At 61.8% G+C, this 18,689-nt stretch carries 14 protein-coding genes; 4 read left to right on the top strand and 10 right to left on the bottom strand.

The genetic code is table 11. The features are described 5' to 3' along the window. Nucleotides 1-2,023, top strand: a 2,023-nt coding sequence (locus B071_RS0104915; protein WP_026244989.1) for an InlB B-repeat-containing protein, incomplete at its 5' end; no start/stop codon positions are given. Between the two features lie 129 nt (nt 2,024-2,152). After that, nucleotides 2,153-4,390, top strand: coding sequence for a leucine-rich repeat domain-containing protein (locus tag B071_RS0104910; RefSeq protein ID WP_083914503.1), 2,238 nt, complete (start codon nt 2,153-2,155; stop codon nt 4,388-4,390). Between the two features lie 132 nt (nt 4,391-4,522). On the opposite strand, the gene B071_RS18260 is transcribed toward B071_RS0104910, so the two are convergent. Both B071_RS18260 and B071_RS16000 read right to left on the bottom strand, forming a co-directional pair. Next, on the bottom strand, nt 4,523-7,426 hold the full coding sequence (locus tag B071_RS18260; protein ID WP_169336303.1) for a PAS domain S-box protein: 2,904 nt from the start codon (nt 7,424-7,426) through the stop codon (nt 4,523-4,525). Between the two features lie 230 nt (nt 7,427-7,656). Further along, nucleotides 7,657-9,201: an MATE family efflux transporter gene (locus tag B071_RS16000; RefSeq protein ID WP_018525992.1), complete on the bottom strand. Its 1,545-nt coding sequence runs from the start codon at nt 9,199-9,201 to the stop codon at nt 7,657-7,659. Between the two features lie 84 nt (nt 9,202-9,285). Between B071_RS16000 and wrbA the strand changes: the two genes are divergently transcribed. Beyond that, nucleotides 9,286-9,891: an NAD(P)H:quinone oxidoreductase gene (gene wrbA / locus B071_RS0104895; protein ID WP_018525991.1), complete on the top strand. Its 606-nt coding sequence runs from the start codon at nt 9,286-9,288 to the stop codon at nt 9,889-9,891. Between the two features lie 74 nt (nt 9,892-9,965). Here the strand turns inward: wrbA and B071_RS0104890 are convergent, their stop codons facing one another. The 8 genes from B071_RS0104890 to B071_RS0104855 all read right to left on the bottom strand — a co-directional run bounded on the left by B071_RS0104890 (nt 9,966) and on the right by B071_RS0104855 (nt 15,738). Continuing rightward, nucleotides 9,966-10,289 (bottom strand): chorismate mutase, encoded by a 324-nt coding sequence (locus B071_RS0104890; RefSeq protein ID WP_018525990.1) that lies wholly within the window; start codon nt 10,287-10,289, stop codon nt 9,966-9,968. A gap of 104 nt (nt 10,290-10,393) precedes the next feature. Further along, nucleotides 10,394-10,630 carry a hypothetical protein gene (locus B071_RS15995; protein ID WP_245534046.1) on the bottom strand — a complete coding sequence of 79 codons (237 nt, stop codon included), beginning with the start codon at nt 10,628-10,630 and terminating at the stop codon, nt 10,394-10,396. Between the two features lie 134 nt (nt 10,631-10,764). After that, a complete protein-coding gene (locus B071_RS0104880) occupies nt 10,765-11,328 on the bottom strand; it encodes a nitroreductase family protein (RefSeq protein ID WP_018525988.1) in 564 nt (187 codons plus the stop codon). Nucleotides 11,329-11,332: 4 nt separating this feature from the next. Next, the gene (locus B071_RS18955; RefSeq protein ID WP_157703033.1) at nt 11,333-11,806 is read right to left on the bottom strand and encodes an NUDIX domain-containing protein; all 474 of its coding nucleotides are present in this window, start codon (nt 11,804-11,806) and stop codon (nt 11,333-11,335) included. Between the two features lie 11 nt (nt 11,807-11,817). Continuing rightward, nucleotides 11,818-12,231, bottom strand: coding sequence for a hypothetical protein (locus tag B071_RS19545; protein WP_018525986.1), 414 nt, complete (start codon nt 12,229-12,231; stop codon nt 11,818-11,820). Between the two features lie 65 nt (nt 12,232-12,296). Next, nucleotides 12,297-12,857 (bottom strand): hypothetical protein, encoded by a 561-nt coding sequence (locus tag B071_RS0104865; protein WP_018525985.1) that lies wholly within the window; start codon nt 12,855-12,857, stop codon nt 12,297-12,299. After that, the gene (locus B071_RS0104860; RefSeq protein ID WP_018525984.1) at nt 12,854-14,431 is read right to left on the bottom strand and encodes an NAD(P)H-hydrate dehydratase; all 1,578 of its coding nucleotides are present in this window, start codon (nt 14,429-14,431) and stop codon (nt 12,854-12,856) included. The genes B071_RS0104865 and B071_RS0104860 overlap by 4 nt, the downstream gene beginning before the upstream one ends. Before the next feature lie 92 nt (nt 14,432-14,523). Then, nucleotides 14,524-15,738 (bottom strand): LIC_12708 family protein, encoded by a 1,215-nt coding sequence (locus B071_RS0104855; protein ID WP_157703032.1) that lies wholly within the window; start codon nt 15,736-15,738, stop codon nt 14,524-14,526. 86 nt (nt 15,739-15,824) lie between these two features. Between B071_RS0104855 and secA the strand changes: the two genes are divergently transcribed. Beyond that, entirely contained in the window at nt 15,825-18,563 is a 2,739-nt protein-coding gene (gene secA / locus B071_RS0104850; RefSeq protein ID WP_018525982.1) for a preprotein translocase subunit SecA, read from the top strand. Nucleotides 18,564-18,689: the final 126 nt, after the last annotated feature.

Here is an 18,689-nt window from a genome sequence, read left to right as displayed (position 1 = left end):
CAGCGCAATTCTTTCCCCCTTCGAGAAATCAGAACAAGACAAGGCCGTGCCATCTCGCCCGGGGGCAAACAGAACGGGCACCCTGGAGATCAGCTTTAATCAGACCAGGGTTTCCACGGTCCTCCCCCCCGAGGTATCCCTGGATGACCTGGAGTTCGACCTCACCCTCACCTCCACAGACCCCGACCAGGAACCCATCGAGGCACAGGAGCTCTCCGCCGGGAATATCTCGCTGCCGGGCATCCCCGAGGGGACCTGGACCATCTCGCTTCGGGGATACTTCCCCGAGGGAACACCCCTGGAAGGGGTCGTCCACGGGGTCTACGCCTTCGGTGCATCCTCCCAGGACCCGATAGAAATCGCCGCAGGCCTTCCCACCACGTGGGAGGCCCAGCTTCTGGCTATTCAGTCAGAGGGGGGAACCGGCTCCGTAGAAATCAACCTTTCCTGGAACCCACCCGCGCTGATCACCGGATACCACAACGAGGCAGGAATCCCCGCACCCTCGCTACAGCGGCTCAGACCGGGCCAGACTCACGACGAACCGGTCCATATTCCCACCGCAAACATTGATTTTGACCCCCTGGAGGGGACCCTGCGTTACCACCGGGTCGAGGGCGACCTGCTCCAGAGCGGCTTCTACCGCATCGTGATCCCCCTGCGAAGACAGGGTATTCCCGTGGCCACCTACCGCGACGTGATCCATATCTACGACGGACGACGCTCGGAGAAGACGCTGGACATTACCGGGCGGATCGGGCTTCCCCCCTCGGCACCGGAAGATCTTCAGGTAACCCAGGGAGCTTTTGACCCCGATGAGGCAACCTGGGCTGTCCATCTTTCCTGGACCAGGACGGCCGATACCGCCCTGGGATACCGGATCTACCGCAGGGAGTCCGGTGCGGACGAGTTCGGCACCTTCCTCCCCGGGGCGGGGGCTTTATCCGCCAACAGCTCGCTCTTCACCGACCGGGTCCCGCCCGATTCCTCCTGGGACTACCGCGTCGTCGCCTACAACACCTACGGCGAGTCCCCGGGAGCAGAAACCCCGATGCCCGTTACCGTTGATCTGCCCTCCTTCACCGTGACGTTCCTCGCCAACGGTGCTGAGGGAGACCAGCCAGACCCCGTAACAGGACCCCACGGCGGAACTATTCCCCTGCCGGACCCCTCGAATCTTGAGAGGGAAGGATTCTTCTATGAGGGCTGGAACACCGAACCCGATGGCAGCGGGACCAACTACGTCTATACAGCCGAACCGCCGGCAACTATCACCGTGATGGGTGAAATGACTCTCTACGCCATGACCAGGACGGTGAACACGAGGCTGGACGGAGATGAGTTCGATCCCGACCCCGATAATCCCGAATGGTATTTCCGGGTTACCGCCGGAACAGGTATTCTCTACGGAACGAACCTCTATACTCACGATTCATCACTGCCGGCAGCAGTATTGCACGCCGGCCTTTTGGAGAACGGAGAATCGGGAGTTGTCAAGGTCAGGCGATTCCAGACAACCGATCACCGCTATCTGACGTCCACGCGAAACGGGGTTACCACCCTCTCCTTCGGATCCTGGGCTGGAGCCTACCAGATCACAGGAGCAGGACAGGTCTTTCCTCCCTATTTCCGTGTCAGCGATGGGGGAGAACTGACCATCGAGACATCCTCCGAAAGCGCCCTGATCCGCTATACCACGGATGGCGAGGATCCCGGCGAGGACAGCCCCGAATACACAGGGCCCTTTACCGTAGCAGAGGATCAGATTATCCGGGCCCGGGTCTCTGCCGACGGGCTGGAGCCAGTGGAGCGCTCCGTGACCGTGAGGAAGATCACCTTCGATACAAACGGAGGCGGTGATCTTAATCCCCTCTTCCGCCTGGCCGGACAACAATACGCGGCACCATCCCCCTCCAAGGCAGGATACAGCTTTGACGGGTGGTTCACCGATCCCGAGCTCACCAGTTCCGTGCCACAGAACGTGGAAACCTCGGGAACGCTCTACGCAAAATGGAGCGATTGATTGACCGCCCTGACCTCACACCCTGGTGGACGAGACCGCCAGGGTGCAGCCTCTCTCAGAAAGAGTTTTATATAATGATATCAAGAATTCTGGAATCTCCACCACAAAAGCGATAGACTTCTCTATACTATGATCACGAATAACGCGATGTGCGAAGGAGTCGTAGAAAAAGCAAGTTTCCAGGGACGGCTGAATAGAGCCACCGGAACACCCTTCCATAGCAAAATCGCCAGGATGCGTCTTGCAGGGCCGGTACTGGTCATGCTCCTTTTCACCATTGCCTGCGATGGAGCTCTCTCGCCCTTCGAGAAGACCAGAGGAGATCACACTCCTGCATCGGCTTTCGACGGTTCTGCCACGGGAACCCTCGTTATCACTTTCAATCAGACACAAATATTAACCGTCCTCCCCTCGCCGATATCCCCTGAGGATCTCCTGTTTTACCTCACTCTCAGTCCCGGGGAAGCAGGCCTGGATCCGATCGAGATACCAGAACTCCTTCCCTCACACCTTTCCCTGACTGGCATTCCCCCGGGACTCTGGAACATCTCCTTGAAAGGGAGCTTTCCCGAAGGCACCACCGTAGAGGGAGCAACCCCCGGAATAGAGGCCTTCGGCGCGTCCTCCCAAGAGCCGCTGGAGATTCTGGCGGGGCAAATTGTCAGCTGGAATGCTGAACTCCGGGCCCTTCGCGAAGGAACGGGTTCCGTGGAGATCGAACTCTCCTGGATTCCGGAGCTCTCCTCCGGAAAAGAGCGCGTTACGGGTTACGGCAACCCATCGCTGCAGCGACTCAGACCGGGCCAGGTTCACGACGACCCGATCAACATTCCCGAAGCGAACATTGATTTTGACCCCCAGGAAGGGACTCTGCGTTACCACCGGGTCGATTCCGGCGACCTTCTCGAGAGCGGATTCTACCGCATCGTGATCCCCCTGGAACGCTACGACGCAGGGACCGATCAGACCTACGCTGCAGGAGCTTACCGCGACGTGATCCACATCTACGACGGCCGCCGCTCGAAGCAGCAACTGGATATAACCCAGCTGATAGGAACGCCTCCCCAGGCACCGGGCACCTTTCAGGTCTCCCAGACTTCCTTTCACTATGAGAGAGCCGAACATCCCTGGGATATTACCCTCTCCTGGGACATCTCCGGCATCAATACCGCTGCGGGATACCGGCTATATCGCGCAATTCAGCCCGAAGAGTTCGATACCCAACCACTCGAAGGAGCTGATTCCCTGTCCCGAACCACTGCCAACTTTACCGATCAGGCTGCAAATCCTGCCCCCCTTGGAACAGGAGATTATGCCTACCAGTACCGCGTGGCTGCCTGGAACAGCTACGGAGAAACCCCGTCCACCCAGGACGTAGAGGCTCTCAGGGTCCACGACCTTGGATCTTTTCTGTTCATCGAGACCGACGAAAATCTTGTTCTTGCCGGTTATGCCGGTAACTCGGGGGAGACCCTGGGAAGCATTCCCGAGGAGCACGAAGGGAAATACCTTCGGCACATTGCCGAGGGGGTCTTTTCCGGACTCGCCTTGACGGGGCCTCTCCCAGAAATATCCGAAGGCATCGAATCCATCGGCAGAGAGGCTTTCTCGGAAAACTCCTTTGATCCGGATGTGACGATCCCTGGTTCGGTGGCATCGATTGGCGATGGGGCCTTTCGTGCAGCCTGGGGAGAAGATGCCGGGAATGTCTCTTTTTTGACCTTCATGGGCGGCCACAGCAGCCTTGTGCACATCGGCGATAGAGCCTTCTCGGAGAACCGGTTTACCACCGATGACCTGTCTATTCCTCATTCCGTCACAACCCTTGGCGCCTATGCCTTCGGTTCAGAGGGAGAGACTCCCCCCAATCCCCGATCATTCCACGAGGCATCGTTGCAACTACCCTATGAACTGGAGATAATCGGGGCCGGCGCTTTCAGGCACACCGGGTTTAACAGCACCGACCAGGGAACGATGCCAGACCTGTCTATCCCTGGTGAGGTTAATACCATAGGAGAGGGAGCCTTCGAGGAAACAGCCTTTACCGGGCACCTGTTTCTGGGTGACCTGGTCCGGACCATCGGCGTGAGAGCGTTCAGAAACGTTCCCTTCAATTTCGCAGGGGAGGAGTTCGTCATTCCTGCTACGGTCGAAGAGATCGGGTCGGAGGCTTTTGCTGGCTGGATCTGGGAAGAAGGGGGAGGAAACGCAGGGACTGTGCGTGTTGACGCTGTCGATCCCCCAGCCGCTGCGGAGGACATCTTCGGCAGTGCCACACCGCTGATCCGTGTTCCTTCTGAATCGGTTGATGCCTATAAAGGTGCCCCAGGCTGGAGCCACTACAGCGATTCTATTATTTCGCAGTAACAACTGCGATGGATGGCCCGCGGGGGGAGGCTCAGACCCTGTCTGTATCCTGTACGAGCCGCCCCCCCTTTTTCGGCTCATCGTGCTGATTCACCGTCGATTTCCTGATAACACACCCAACGGGCGCCCTCGCTAATCCGCCTTGGCCGAATCCAGGTCGGGATCGTACAGGGTAACGGTATCCCTGCCCTCCTCCTTGGAGCGGTACATCGCCCTGTCGGCGCTGGCCGAGAGTTCTGTCAGGGAATCGCCGTGATCGGGAAAGAGGGCGATCCCGATACTGGAAGACACAGTCACCAGGTGTTCACCGATCGTGCAGGGCTCCTGCAGGGCCTGGCGAACCTTCTCGGCCACCCGGAACGCCCCCCGGCGATCGACGTTCCTCACGAGAAGAAGAAACTCGTCCCCCCCAATGCGGGCCGCCGTGTCTGATTCCCGCAGGGTCCGTTCGATCCGGCGAGCCACTTCCTGAAGGAGGGCATCACCCACGGCGTGTCCCAGGGTATCGTTCACGGGCTTGAAAGAATCCATATCCAGAAAGAGCAGCGCCAGGGACTCTCCCTCCCGGCGGGCCACGGCCAGGGCGGTGTCTACCCGGTCGGAAAAGAGAATGCGGTTCGCCAGACCGGTGAGCGCGTCGTGCAGCGCCAGATGGGAAATTCGTTCCTGGGCCTCGCGACGCTCCTGGACATCACCGATATACCCGTACCAGCCAGCCCCTCCGTCGGTGTCTTTCTCGCACGAGGCCTGGCCCTGGTGCCAGCGGTAACTCCCCGAGGCAGTTCTGATCCGGAACTCCTGAAGCCAGGGCGTTCCCCGATCAAAGGATGCCCTGAGCCCCTCCTCGACCAGGGGGAGATCCTCGGGGTGCACGGCCCGGAAAAAGAGGCCTGCGTCACATCGGAGTTCCTCGGGAGAAAAGCCAAAGACGTTCTCCACGCGCCAGCTCACGTAGGGGAAGGAACGCCCCCCCTCCGGCTCCTGACGGAGCTTGAAGATGACTCCCGGCACGTTCTGGGAGACCCGATGGAGGAGCGCTACCGCTTCTTCCCGAGCCCTCTGGGCTTCCCTGGCGTCGGTGATGTCCCGGGCGATCCCGTGGAGCTCCACAACCCGGCCGGCCCCATCAAAACAGGGCGAGGCGTTGGAAGTATGCCAGCGCCAGGAACCGTCACGGTGACGGACCCGGTACTCTACCCCGCTCTGCTTCTGCCGGGTGTGGAAGACCCGGTCCAGGAAGTCCCAGAACCGTTCAAAATCCTGGGGGTGAAAAAACTCTGTCAGGGACCTTCCCAGGACATCCTCCGCATCGTGGCCCAGAAGCTCTGCCAAGTTGGGAGAGACGTAGGTGAAGATTCCCTTGGCCGTGACGCTGTAGATGATATCGTTGGCGTTCTCCACGATGGTGCGGAACTTCTCTTCGCTCTCCTGCAAGAGCTGCTCCAGCCGCTTCCTGCGCGTGATATCCACGGCCAGGCCGGTCCAGAGGACGCTCCCGTCGGGCATCTGGCGGGGGGAATCCTGGGCCTCCACCCACCGTTCCCTTCCATCGGGCAGAATCAGGCGGTACTGGCACTGAAACTGCCCCATAGTTCTGGCGGCGCGCTCGCTCTCGCGGAGTAGCCGCTGGTAGTCATCGCGGTGGATCATGCGACGGAGCACCTGGGGATCCCGCTGAAGTTCCTCGGGCGTCACCCCGAAGGAGCGCAGACCATCGCTGGCGAAGGGATACTCGATGGACCCGTCGGGGTTGCGCAGGAGCTGGTAGACAAAGCCTGGCAGGTTTTCCAGGATGGAGCGGAGCCGGTACTCGTCCTCCTGGATTCGTTCCTCGGCCCTCTTTCGGGCGGTGATATCAAAGAGCGTGCCGATGCTGCACACGTCTCCCCGATAGAGGGTTTTTCCGGCGGTGAGTTCAACCCAAACCGTTTCCCCCGACCGGGTCCGTCCCTTTATCTCGTACCGGAAAGCCACAAGTTTTCGGTCGTGGCGGGAACGCACGCGGTGGTTCACCTGCTCCCGCTGATCGGGGTGAACCAGATCCAGGGCGTTCATGGAGAGCAGGTCGTCCCGGGAGTAGCCGAAGATACGCACCATGGCGGGGTTGACCACCACGAGCCTGGCCCCGCGCAGGATAAAGATTCCTGCTGCGGCATGGTCAGAGAGGGTCCTGAAGAGTTCCTCGCTCTCCCGGACAGATTCGGTCCTCCGCTGGACCTCCTGAAGCAACTGCCTCCGCTGGCGGCGAAGCACCGCATTATACAGCGCCAGCGCTCCCAGAAGGAAGGCCAGACCCGAGGCTCCCAGAACCGGCCAGAACCAGCGGGGCAGGACCTCCCGGGTCTCGCTGCGAAGCCATCGCTGGGTAAGCCTCCGCAGTTCCTCCTCCCCCAGCGCAGCCAGGGCTGCATCGATCCGCGCCCGCAACTCCGGCTCGCCCCTACGGACCCCCGCCCGCAGGGAGCGGGAGTAGAGCCCCTGGACGGGATAGAAGGCCGTAACCGCGTTATACCGGTCCAGAAGGTACTGCGCCACGGGCAGATCAGAGACGAAGGCCACGAGCTCCCCCTGAAGCGCTGCCTGCACCATGCAATCGTTGTTATCGAAGCGCCGCAGAACCACCCGGGGATAGGAGCGCTCCATGTAGTATTCCTCGTAGGAACCCCGCGTCACCCCCACAAGCCGCCCCTCCAGGTCGTGAACCGTCAGGGGCATCGCTCCGGCCGCCACAAAGAGGTACCCCTTGAGGGGCAAAAGAGGCGAGGAAAACTCGAAGAACGTCTCCCGCCCCGGCGAACGAAGAAGGCCCCCCTGAGCGTGGGCGCTCCCTTCCAGAACCCAGGCGAGGCTCTCGGGCCAGGAACCAAAATGAAACTCCACGGGCTGACCCAGAGGCCCCTCCAGGGCTTTCCAGAGGTCTACCAGCACTCCCTGGGGGGTTCCCCGGGAATCGAGAAAGGAGAAGGGGGGCCAGTTGCTGTCCAGCGAGACGATCAGCGCCGAATGGGCACCTTCCCGGGCCAGGAGGGGATACACCGAAAACCACGCACCAAGAAGAAAGACAAGGAGAGAAACGAGCCTGCCCGGTCCGGGGAAAGCCTTCCGTTTTTTCGGTCGAGATAACCTTTGATGCATCGGGCTCCACACTTTTTGTAACTGGCCAGGATAACTGGACAGAGCAACCGGGCAGGAAACACCACCCCGTCAGCAGTTGTTATAATGTGCCACACCCTCTGGGGGAAAACAAGATTTTTTCCGGATTTCTTTCAGGTGGAGCAGAAAATTTTTTCCCCCGACGGCCCTTCTGCTCCTGTGCCGTTTTGCGCGTTTCCCTGCGTATCCTCTTCGGTGTTTTCTTTTGTGTCTTCTTCCGTGGCCACGAACCCCCGCGATGCCCGCCGGAAGATCAGGATCGCCAGCACCCCGGCGATTCCGTTCGCCCAGGCCAGCCCCAGGAAGAGGCCCTGAAGCCCCCCCAGACTGCGCCCGACAAGCGCCAGCGGCAGATAGAGCCCGACAAGCCTCATGAAAGCCACCGCTGCAGCAGCAAAGGGGCGCTGCAACCCGTTAAAAGCCGCCGATGTGACCATGACAACACCCAGAAGACCGAAGGAGGGAGCCAGGATTTGCAGGTACGCCGTGGTGGCGGCCACAACGGCCTCGGTGCTGTTGAAGACCTCCGCCACAGGCCGTCCGCCCCCCCCAAAGACCAGGGCAACCACCACTCCCCAGAGCAGGGAGATCACAACCGCCACCCTGTAGCCCTCCCTGGCCCGATGAACCTTGCCGGCTCCCAGATTCTGACCCACAAAGGGGGTAAAGACCATGGCCAGGGCCATGGTGAAGACCAGAGAGAAGGACTCCAGCCGCGTGGCCACCCCGAACCCGGCGATCGCCTCGGCACCAAAACGCGAGACCAGGCGGGTCACCACTCCCATGGAGATTGGCAGGGCCAGGTTTGTGAGCGCTGCCGGAATGCCCACAAAGAGAATGCTCCGGGAACTCACCAGAACCCCCGACAGTTCGTTTCGATGGGGAACCATCTTTCTGGATCGCGCCAGAACCCAGAGCACGATCACCATGGTACTTCCCCGGGAGATCACCGTGGCGATGGCGGCTCCCCCAATTCCCAAACCGGGAACCGGCCCCGCTCCGAAAATCAGCAGGGGATCCAGAAACATATTCAGCACCACCGAGAAGACGATCACCGCCCCGGGAGTTTTACTGTCGCCCAGAGCCTGAAGGATGTTCTGGCCCACCATGGGGAGCATCATGAAGGGCATTCCCAGATACCAGACTGAGATATAATCCCTGATATAGCCGATCAGATGTTCCTCGGCACCGAGAAGGGCGAAAAAAGGATCTATGGTGAGGAGCCCCGCTCCTGCCAGGACAACCACCACCGCCAGGGCGAGAAGGTGGGCGTGATACGTGAGTCGCCGGGCCAGGGAGAGATCACCGGCACCTGCGGCCCGGGAGACACAGGCCGAGGCACCCACGCCGAGCCCCGAGGCGATACTCCCCGCCACGATCACCACAGGGAAGGTATAGCTCATGGCGGCCAGTTCCAGCGCTCCCAGACGCCCCACAAAGAAGGTGTCCACCATATTGAAGAGGACGATCCCCAACGCTCCGGCGAGCATGGGGAGGAGAAGTCTGACCAGAACCGACGCCGGGGGATCGTGGAGTATATCGGGATCTTTCATGCGCCCCTCAGGGTATGACCACGGGAAAAGAAAAACAACCCCCGGCAGACCTGTTCCGGCCCGTCGGGGGAGCAGGAACGGTCCCCGATCCCCGGGGTAATACATTATTTTTTTTGTCGGTTTTTCTTGACCCGCCCCCCCATCAGTCCTATCTTGATCGTATAACTTGATGGTGCAAGGAGCAAAATCATGAAAATTCTGGTTGTTTTTTACTCGACCTACGGTCACATGTACGCCATGGCCACGGCAGCAGCAGAGGGAGCGAAAGCGGCGGGGGCCGAGGTGCAGATCCGGCGCGTACCGGAACTGCTGGGGGAGGATATTCTGGGCGCCATGGGGGCTCTGGAGGCACAAAAGGCTTTCTCCCATATCCAGGAAGTGACCCACCAGGATCTGACCGAAGCCGACGGCATTATCTTCGGTGTACCCACCCGCTTCGGGAATATGCCCGGACAGATGCGGATGTTCCTGGACTCCACGGGTCCACTCTGGGTCAAGGGATCTCTTGTGGGAAAGGTGGGAAGCGTGATTACCTCCACGGGCTCCCAACACGGCGGAGCAGAGTCGACGATTCTCTCGACCCACATCACCCTTCTCCACCACGGCATGGTGCTGGTGGGGTTGCCCTATACGTTTCAGGAGCAGATGAAGATCGACGCCATGAACGGAGGGTCGCCCTACGGAGCATCTACCATCACCGGAGCTGACGGCAGCCGCATGCCCAGCGAGGTTGAACTGGCGGGAGCCCGTTTCCAGGGAGACCACGTGGCCCGGATCGCGGGAAAACTGGCCTGACACAACAGAGACTCTCCGGTCCTGCCTGCCAGGTGAGAGCTACGGTCCGGGGAGTCTCTCGGGAGGTTACCCTCTCAGGAGGTTCCCGAGGCGCTCTTGCCCAGCTCCCGGTGTCTGCGCCGGACCTCCGCCATGAGCGGCGGAAGGACGAGCTCCACTACCTCCGGATCCAGACCGGCGTCGCGGGCGATCTCCTTCAGGCGACGCATCTGGTGCTCCTCCCTGGCGGGATCGGCCGGAGGGAGCTTGTGCTGGTGCTTCAGCTCCCCCACCCTGAGGGTCACGCGAAACCGTTCGGCCAGAAGGCGGATCATGGCAGCGTCGAGGTTGTCGATGGAGGCCCGGTACTCACCGAGCTCCCGGAGTACATCGTCGGGATGGATATCTCTCTCACTCACCCCGCTATCATAGCAGGACTGGTGATGTGGTGAAAGATGGCGGGAATCACCGGGCCTCGCCGGGGCTCAAAGGCCGGGGGAGGATCGGGGAGTACCGGTGAGTTTCACAGTAGCAGGTTCCCCAGTTCCTTCTCCCCGGGATCGAGGGCCACGCCCTTGTCGCTGCGCACCAGAGGCTGGCGAAGGAGTTCGGGGGTTTCCAGAAGCTCCTCCCGGGGATCGAAGTCCATCCAGGCCAGACCACGCTGGCCGTAGAGCTTGCTCTCTGTATCCACCAGGGCATTCATGCCCCCGCACCCCGCAGCGATCGTGTCGAGCTCACCCGGCTTCAGGGGGTTCACGCGGATATCACGTTCCTGAAAGGCAATACCCCGTTCCTTGCAGAACCGGACACACCGCCTGAAACCGGCAGATTTTTTTGTTCCTATTATTTGCGGTACCACAGGCAACCTCGGTATCGTGCTGGACGCGCCCGCTAGGCGAGCGCCTGCCACCGGTTCCACTGCACCACCTCAGCCAGGGGCTTCCGCTCCCGGGGTGCGTGCTCGGCGGCGCGATGCTTCTCGTTCAGGGACGTTCCGTCTCCGGGAAACCCCAGAGCAACCACGGTGATGATCCGCGTTTCGTCTTCGATTCCAAAGCCCTGCCGCACCGCCAGGGGGTCGAAGCCGGCCATGGGATGAGCGTAGAGCCCTTCCCTCGTGGCCTGGAGCATCAGGTTCATCACGGCCAGACCGGTATCAAAGAGGGCATACTCCCTGTTGTCATTCAGGCGGCAGTCCAGGTCATCCCGGGTCGTTACCACCAGCAGGACCGGGGCCTCCCGGGCCCAGTAGTTCCCCTCCGGAAGCGCTCCCCGGACAATCCCCAGAGAGGTCTCGTCCTGACATACCAGGAAACGCCAGGGCTGCTTGTTGTTGCAACTGGGGGCAAGCACAGCCGCCTCCAGCACCCGTTCCAGAAGGGGCTGGTCCAACCCACGGGGCCCGTAGGCCCGACGCGCGCGGCGATTCATGATTTCCGGTACGATCTCCGCCATATCTCTACCTCCTTGAGGATTCAACCAACGGGAGAATTTCTTTCACCAGCGAACGATCGGAATCGGAGAGATCCAGCTCGAGCAGCTCCTTGGGAGTATACCACCCCGCCTGGACATGCTCTCTCAAAACCAGCGGCTCCGGGGGAATCTGCACCCAGTAGCCCACCAGGACGTAGGAGACGCCCTTGTGATCGAAGGGGATGCTCCCCGCCTCGTCACCCACGGTGACGGAGACCCCGAACTCTTCCCGGAACTCCCGCTCGAGACAGGACCGCTCGTCGGGATCACCCTCGTCGCACTTCCCCCCGGGAAACTCCCAGCGCAGCGGCTGGGCGCCCGTCTTCTTGCGCTGGGCCGCAAAAAAACGGCCCTCCTGGTACGCCACGGCTGCGGTGGTCACCAGACGCCCCTGACGGAAGAGTTTCCCCCCCGAAGGCCCGCAACAGCAGCCCCCGGGACCCGCAGAATCGGTACTCACCGAACCGGCACTCACAGAAAAAGAACGCGATGGAGAAAAAAGTGCAGAACCCCGGAAAAGACACCGATCATTCCCAGGTTTGCGCTGTGGCGTCCAAAGACCCTGTCCAGAGACTCCACGGCAGCACTGGTGACCTCGGTCCGTTCCTGATAGTACTGGAAGCAGAGAGCGAAGCCCATGAGCATGCCTGCCACGGCGGGGAAGAGATCACCCACCACAGGGGGCGTGCCGGGGGTCACCGAGAGCAGTTTCAGGAACCCCACTACGAAGGCGATGACCCCCATGGCAAGGCGGAACCCGGTGTGCTTGAACATTTCCGGATTGAACACTGCGTGGAGGCGCATGCGCTCGTCCATGCGGTCAAAGGCAAGGGCGATTCCGGCTATGACATTGGCGAGAATTGAGAGGAAGTAAATCTGGTACATGGTATAAAAGTACCCTGTTCCTGGCTCCCGGTCAATCGAGTCTTGACACCGGTCAATCGAATCGATCAGTCGGCGGGTATCTTCAGGGAAAGCACCGCTTCATCTCCCCCGATGACGACCAGAATCTCCAGCAGTTCCTCCCCTTTCAGGAGATTCTTCTCGAGGCGAAGGGGGATACTCCGCTCCTGACCAGGCCCCGGTGCCAGATCCACGATCTCCTGACCCGCGGCGGAGACGGTCACCAGGGGCTGGAGGTGGGGTCCGGACTGTGGAGCGGCCCCGGAGGGAGCATCGGCGGACGTGGCTCCCTTGCGAACCGTTACAACGGCAAGGACCTCCTGGCCCAGGTGATATATCTCACCCGAGAGGCGGTACTCTCCCAGCCGGACCTGGCCTGCCAGGGGGCGCAGAACAAAAAGATAGATGAAGAAGAGGATCACCACCACCACTACGTCGATCAGGGCGATGGCGAGACCCCGATTACGCCGGAAGAAACTTCCCTGGGGAGGCTCCCAGCGGCGACACCGCGCAGCTTCCTCCTCGGTCCTGCGGGAGTGGAAGTGAAGCTCCCCCGACCCTTCTTTTCTCCAGGGGGCAGGCGAGAGAGGCCGTTCGTCGTCGTTCACGGAGCTCCTCCCGAGATCTCTCCGAGAGAACGGGCCAGATCACGGGCCGTGAACCATCCCGCCCGCGAGGCCAGCCTCTGACCAGCCCTGAGATGGAGTGCTACGGCGGTCCGGGCTGCCTCGGCGGCCTCTGTCCCGGCGGCGCAGAGCGCTCCGGCGAGCCCCGCCAGAACATCCCCCGTTCCGGCCGTGGCCAGGGCGGGGCATCCCCCGTCAAAGACGCTGATACTGCCGTCGGGATCGGCCACGCAGGTGACGGACCCTTTCAGAACGACCACAGCGGCGTAGATCTCTGCAGTTTTCCGGAGCGCCTCCCAGGGGTTGCAGGCCAGGTCCCGGGGGGTACACCCCAGCATCGCGGCGAGTTCTCCCGGATGCGGCGTCAGGATAAGGGAAGCCTCCCCGCCGGATTTTTCCGCGCCCGACACCTGGGGTGATTCGACAACCAGGGCCGGCTCGAGGAGACGGAGGGCCTGGGCGTCGAGGACGACCGGCAGGGACCGCTGGCGGGCCTCCCCCAGGAGATCCCGCAGATCATCCCTCCCGGCATCGGTCCAGCCGGGACCAATCACGAGGGCCGATGCCCAGTCGAGGATCCCCGTGCGATTCTCCCTGGTATCGGCCTTCACCATGAGGGAGGGGTCGCACCACCCCTCGCCGGGGGCAGCTCCGGTGCAGACCCGAACCATTCCGGCCCCGCCGTAGAGCGCTCCCAGACCGGCCAGGAGGGGAGCCCCCCCCGTGCCGGGAGCACCACCGACCACCCCTACCCTGCCACGCACACCCTTGTGGGCATCAGCGGGAACGGGCCGGGGTGTGAGATCCCGGGGATTTCGGAGTCGCACCTGAGACGGGGAGGAGCCGCCGGAGCCCACAGCAGCTCTCACCAGAGAGGGAGGAAAACCCGGATCTACCTGGAAAATTCTGCCCGCCCCGGGCCTGCCCAGGGCAGTAAAAAGGGAAAGCTTGAGATAGCCCGTCACGATGGTAAGGTCAGCCCGGACCCGGGGGTCCCCGGGATCGGGGTCATCACGAAACCCCGAAGGCAGGTCAACCGAAGCGATCGGGGCCCCCGAGGCGTTCATGGCTCCCACCAGGCCGGCAGCGCTCCCCCGGAGTGCTCCCGAGAGACCCGTTCCGCTCAAGCCATCCACAATCATTCGGGCCCCGCCCAGAAGCTCTCTCACCGCGCCGGGTTCCTCCTCCCATACCAGGCGGGAGAGCCCCAGACGCCGCAGGATCTCCCACTGCGCCTCCGCGGCAGCACCCAGCCCGGCGCGGGACGTGACCACCGCCAAGGGGAACTGCTCTTCCAGAAAGGCCCAGCGCGCCATCACCAGGGCATCACCACCGTTGTTGCCGGGACCCGCGCAAAAAACGAGCGGCCCTTCGGGAGATGTTTTTCTCTCCGCCGGGGTTGTACCCTCCTCCTGGAGAACCCGCCGGAGCACCTCCCAGGCTCCCCGCCCGGCGTTTTCCATGAGCACCACGCCGGGGATTCCCAGCTCTTCCCGGGCAGCCCGGTCTATGTCGGCCATAAGGGCCGAGGAAAGAAGAAGATCCTGCTCGTTCATGGGCACAGCTCCTTGCCTTTTCCCTCTCCGCTCCCGCTGATCCTGCCTCTGGCTGACTGGCCTCTGGCTTGCCAGCCTCCGGGCCTGGACCGTCAGAGCTGGGGCAGGAGCCGATCGCTCCGCCACCACACGACCCGGGCCTCATCGTGATACCCCAGCAACGCGGTCAGAACCCCATCGTAACACAAATGAAAACTCCGCACCGTCATATCCTCTTCCGAGACCTCCAGGGACCGGCGCCGCAGGACCCGCCCCTGATCGTTCATGATCACAAGCTGAATCCGGGAAGAGCTCTCCCGGGAGAGCAGAAAGAGATGCTCTCCCCGGGCTGCACCCACCAGTTCGAAATGCTCCTCACCGTTGCCCCGGGGCAGCTCCACAAATCCCTCGTAGCGTCCCTCCACCAGATCGATCCAGTAGACCCGGGCGTGATCCAGGGCGATACCGTGATCCTTCCCTGCAGCAGGGTCCTTTTGTGCCCGGTAATAGGATATCTTCACGTACAGTCGCGGCTCGTCCACCCCGGCTACCACCTCGTTCAGCACGGGGATGTACCCGTCGTCCTCCGAGGGCAGGGGCAACCTGTCCCGGTCGATCTCCAGGGCCGTAAGAAAATCACCCTCGGGAGAATAGAAAAAGGCGATAAAGCCCTCCCTGGTCCGGGTGATGACGGCCAGCTCGTCCCGTCTGGTCACGTTCATGCTGTGAACAAAGGGGAAGGGAGTCCCCCCTGTCCCCTCCTGCCCCAGATAATCCACGATCTGTCCGTTATTGTCGAAACGGAAAATCTGGCGGTTCAGATAGACCCCCAGATCATCGTCCCAGACGGCCCTGGTCCGGGGGAGCCGATCCTCGGCGTAGAGAAAGCGACGTGAATCCACGGCGATCCGCCCCAGGTTCTCAAAGGAAAAGGGTACGGCCCGCCGGGTCCCCGAGGCCTCGCTGAACCCCGCCTCGGCCAGGGTCACCGGCCGGGGGTTGTCCCTAGGCTGGTAAATCAACCGCACCAGATCACCGTAGGAGGTAAACCCCATGATCTTGTTGGCGCTGCCGTTCCCCACAAAGACCAGGCCGTCGCGCATGACCACCGAGTTGGGTTGCCGGGGCAGGGAATCGTCCCCTGCAAAGAGCCCCAGCTCGTCTTCCAGGAATCCCAGGCCCAGGCGAAACCGCTCCTCCCGTTCCAGCACAGCCCCGGGGGGCTCACCGCAGCCGGACAAAAGGAACCCCGGGAAGAGACCAGAGAGCAACAAAAGAAAAAAAAGCGCCGGGGAGAGACCGGAAGCGCGGCGTGTTGGATCAGCCATGGTGGGGGGAATAGTACAGACCGGCCTGCGTACCTGTCAACGCTGTCCTTGACCGCGCTGGTACCTGCGGTATAGTCTAAAACGATATGCTCGACACAGTCATCCAGATACTATTCGGGTCCAAATCGGAAGCGGACCTCAAGAAGCTTCTGCCTATCCTGCGGAACGTGAATACCCAGGAATCGTGGGCTCGGGACCTCTCCCGGGAAGAGATCCTCGCCTGTACCGATCAGTGGCGCCAGGAGGTCCGCGAGGGCCGTTCCCTGGACGACCTCCTCCCCCGGGCCTTTGCCGTGGCCCGCGAGGCCGCACGCAGGGTCCTGGGCGAGCGCCCCTACGACGTCCAGCTCCTGGGAGCGATCGTCCTTCACCAGGGAAAGATCATGGAGATGAAAACCGGTGAAGGGAAGACGCTCTCGTCGGTAGCTGCGGCCTACCTGAACAGCCTCACCGGCAGGGGCGTCCACGTGATCACCGTGAACGACTATCTGGCAGAGCGCGACGCCTCCTGGATGGGTCCCGTCTTCGAGTACCTGGGAGTCTCCGTGGGGTACATCGTCTCCGATATGGACAACGATGCACGCCACGTGGCCTACCGCAAGGATATAACCTACGGGACAAACAACGAGTTCGGCTTCGACTACCTGCGGGACAACATGCGCTACGACCAGAGCGGCAAGGTCCAGCGGGGCCATACGTACTGCATCATCGACGAGATCGACTCCATCCTGATCGACGAGGCCCGAACGCCCCTGATCATCTCGGGCCAGACCAACGACGATACCAGTAAGTTCCGCCAGGTCAACCAGGTTGTGCTGGACCTCCAGGAGGCGGCCAAGGATCCCGAGACGGGAGATTACCCCGAAGAGCCCCAGGGCGATTACAAGGTAGAGGAAAAAACCCGAAAGATCAGCTTCACCGATCAGGGGCTCAACCACCTGGAAGAGCTCCTGGCACGACGAAAGATCATCAGCGGCAGTATCTTCGACCAGGAAAATTTCGAATATATCCACTACGCCACCCAGGCCCTGCGGGCACACCGCCTCTTTCACAAGGATCAGCAGTACGTGGTGAAGGACGGCAAGGTGGAGATCGTGGACGAGTTCACGGGGCGTATTCTCCACGGACGCCGCTACAGCGAGGGACTCCACCAGGCGATCGAGGCCAAGGAACGAATCCGCGTGGCTGCCCGCAACCGCACCCTGGCGACAATAACCTTCCAGAACTTCTTCCGGATGTATAACAAGATCTCCGGTATGACCGGTACCGCCGAGACCGAGGCCAAGGAGTTCGGAAACATCTACGGCCTCGATGTGGTGGTGATCCCCACAAACCGCCCCGTGGCGCGGATCGACCAGGACGACGTCATCTACGTCTCCTCCCAGGACAAGTACAACGCGATCTGCGACGAGCTGGAACGGCTCCACAAGAAGGGCCAGCCCGTTCTGGTGGGGACCATATCCATCGAGAAATCGGAAGAACTCTCGCAGATGCTCAAAAAGAGGGGCGTCCGCCACGAGGTNCTGAACGCCAAGAACCACGCCCGGGAGGCCCTGATCGTGGCCGAAGCCGGAGCGAAAGGGTCCATCACCATCGCCACCAACATGGCGGGGCGGGGAACGGATATCAAACTGGGTGGAAACCCCGAGTTCCGGGCCCGCCGGTCCATGCCCGAAGACGCCTCCCCCGAGGATATCCAGAAAGCGATCGCCCGGGAACGGGAGAAGTGGCGCCAGGACTACCAGGAAGTACGTTCTCTGGGGGGACTCTTCGTGCTGGGAACGGAACGCCACGAATCACGGCGGATCGACAACCAGCTCCGGGGGCGAAGCGGGCGCCAGGGGGACCCCGGCGAATCGCGCTTTTTCCTCTCCATGGACGACGACCTGATGCGGCTCTTCGGAGGGGGGCGGTTCAACCTGAAGGCCATCATGGAGCGGGGCCTCGAACCGGGAGAGCCCCTGAATCACTCCATGATCAACAAGAGTATCGAACGGGCCCAGAACAAGGTGGAGGAGCGCAACTTCGACATCAGAAAGCACCTCCTGGAATACGACGACGTGGTAAACGAGCAGCGCAAGGTTGTCTACAGCCAGCGCGATGCGATCATGGAAGACGCGGCCCTGACGGAACGCATCATGAACACCGCCGAGGATGTTCTGGAGGAACTTCTGGAGGAGCACCCCGTGAGCGGCCCCCTCCAGGAGGCTCAGGCTCACCACCTCCTGGGGCTCCTTCAGGAGCAGCTCCTCTTCTTTGCACCCCGGGAACCGGCAGAGTACGCGGGGATGGACCAGGAGGCGTTCCGCAAGACTATCCTCACGGAGATGCGTCAGGAACTCTCCCAGAAGGCCGGGGTCGTCGGCGCCGAACGGCTCAACTACATCATCCGCATCGAGTACATCCGCACGATTGACCAGCGCTGGCAGGAACACCTGGAAAATCTGGAGGAGCTTCGCGAGGCGGTGTACCTGCGGGGCTACGCCCAGAAGAACCCCCTTCTGGAGTACAAGCTCGAGGGGTTCCGGATCTTCGACGAGTTCCTGGCCGATATCAGGATAAAGATTGCCCGGCTCATGTTTGCTATCAGGGCCACGGGCATGGAAGAGCGACGCCCCGCAGGCGCTACCCAAGGTACGGCACAGCATAGCAGCACCAGCCTTCTGGGGTCCGGCCCGGCAGCAGCGGGGGGGCGTGGTCCGGCCCCGCAGGAGGGAAGCCTTCCCCGCCAGAGCCAGGTCCGCAGGACCGTTCCCAAGGTAGGCAGAAACGACCCCTGTCCCTGCGGAAGCGGCAAGAAGTACAAGCACTGCCACGGCAAGTAGCGGAACCGGGCTGGCAGCGACACCCGAGGAGCCTCCCCCGCCACTTGGGGAGGCTCCGACCCTATACCGCCTGTACCGACCCTATATCATNGAGTAGGCATTAATAAACGAGAACAACGCGAGCAG

The organism is Alkalispirochaeta alkalica DSM 8900, assembly GCF_000373545.1.
In the GTDB taxonomy this organism is placed as follows: domain Bacteria; phylum Spirochaetota; class Spirochaetia; order DSM-27196; family Alkalispirochaetaceae; genus Alkalispirochaeta; species Alkalispirochaeta alkalica.
This window is presented reverse-complemented; position numbering and strand designations above follow the sequence as displayed.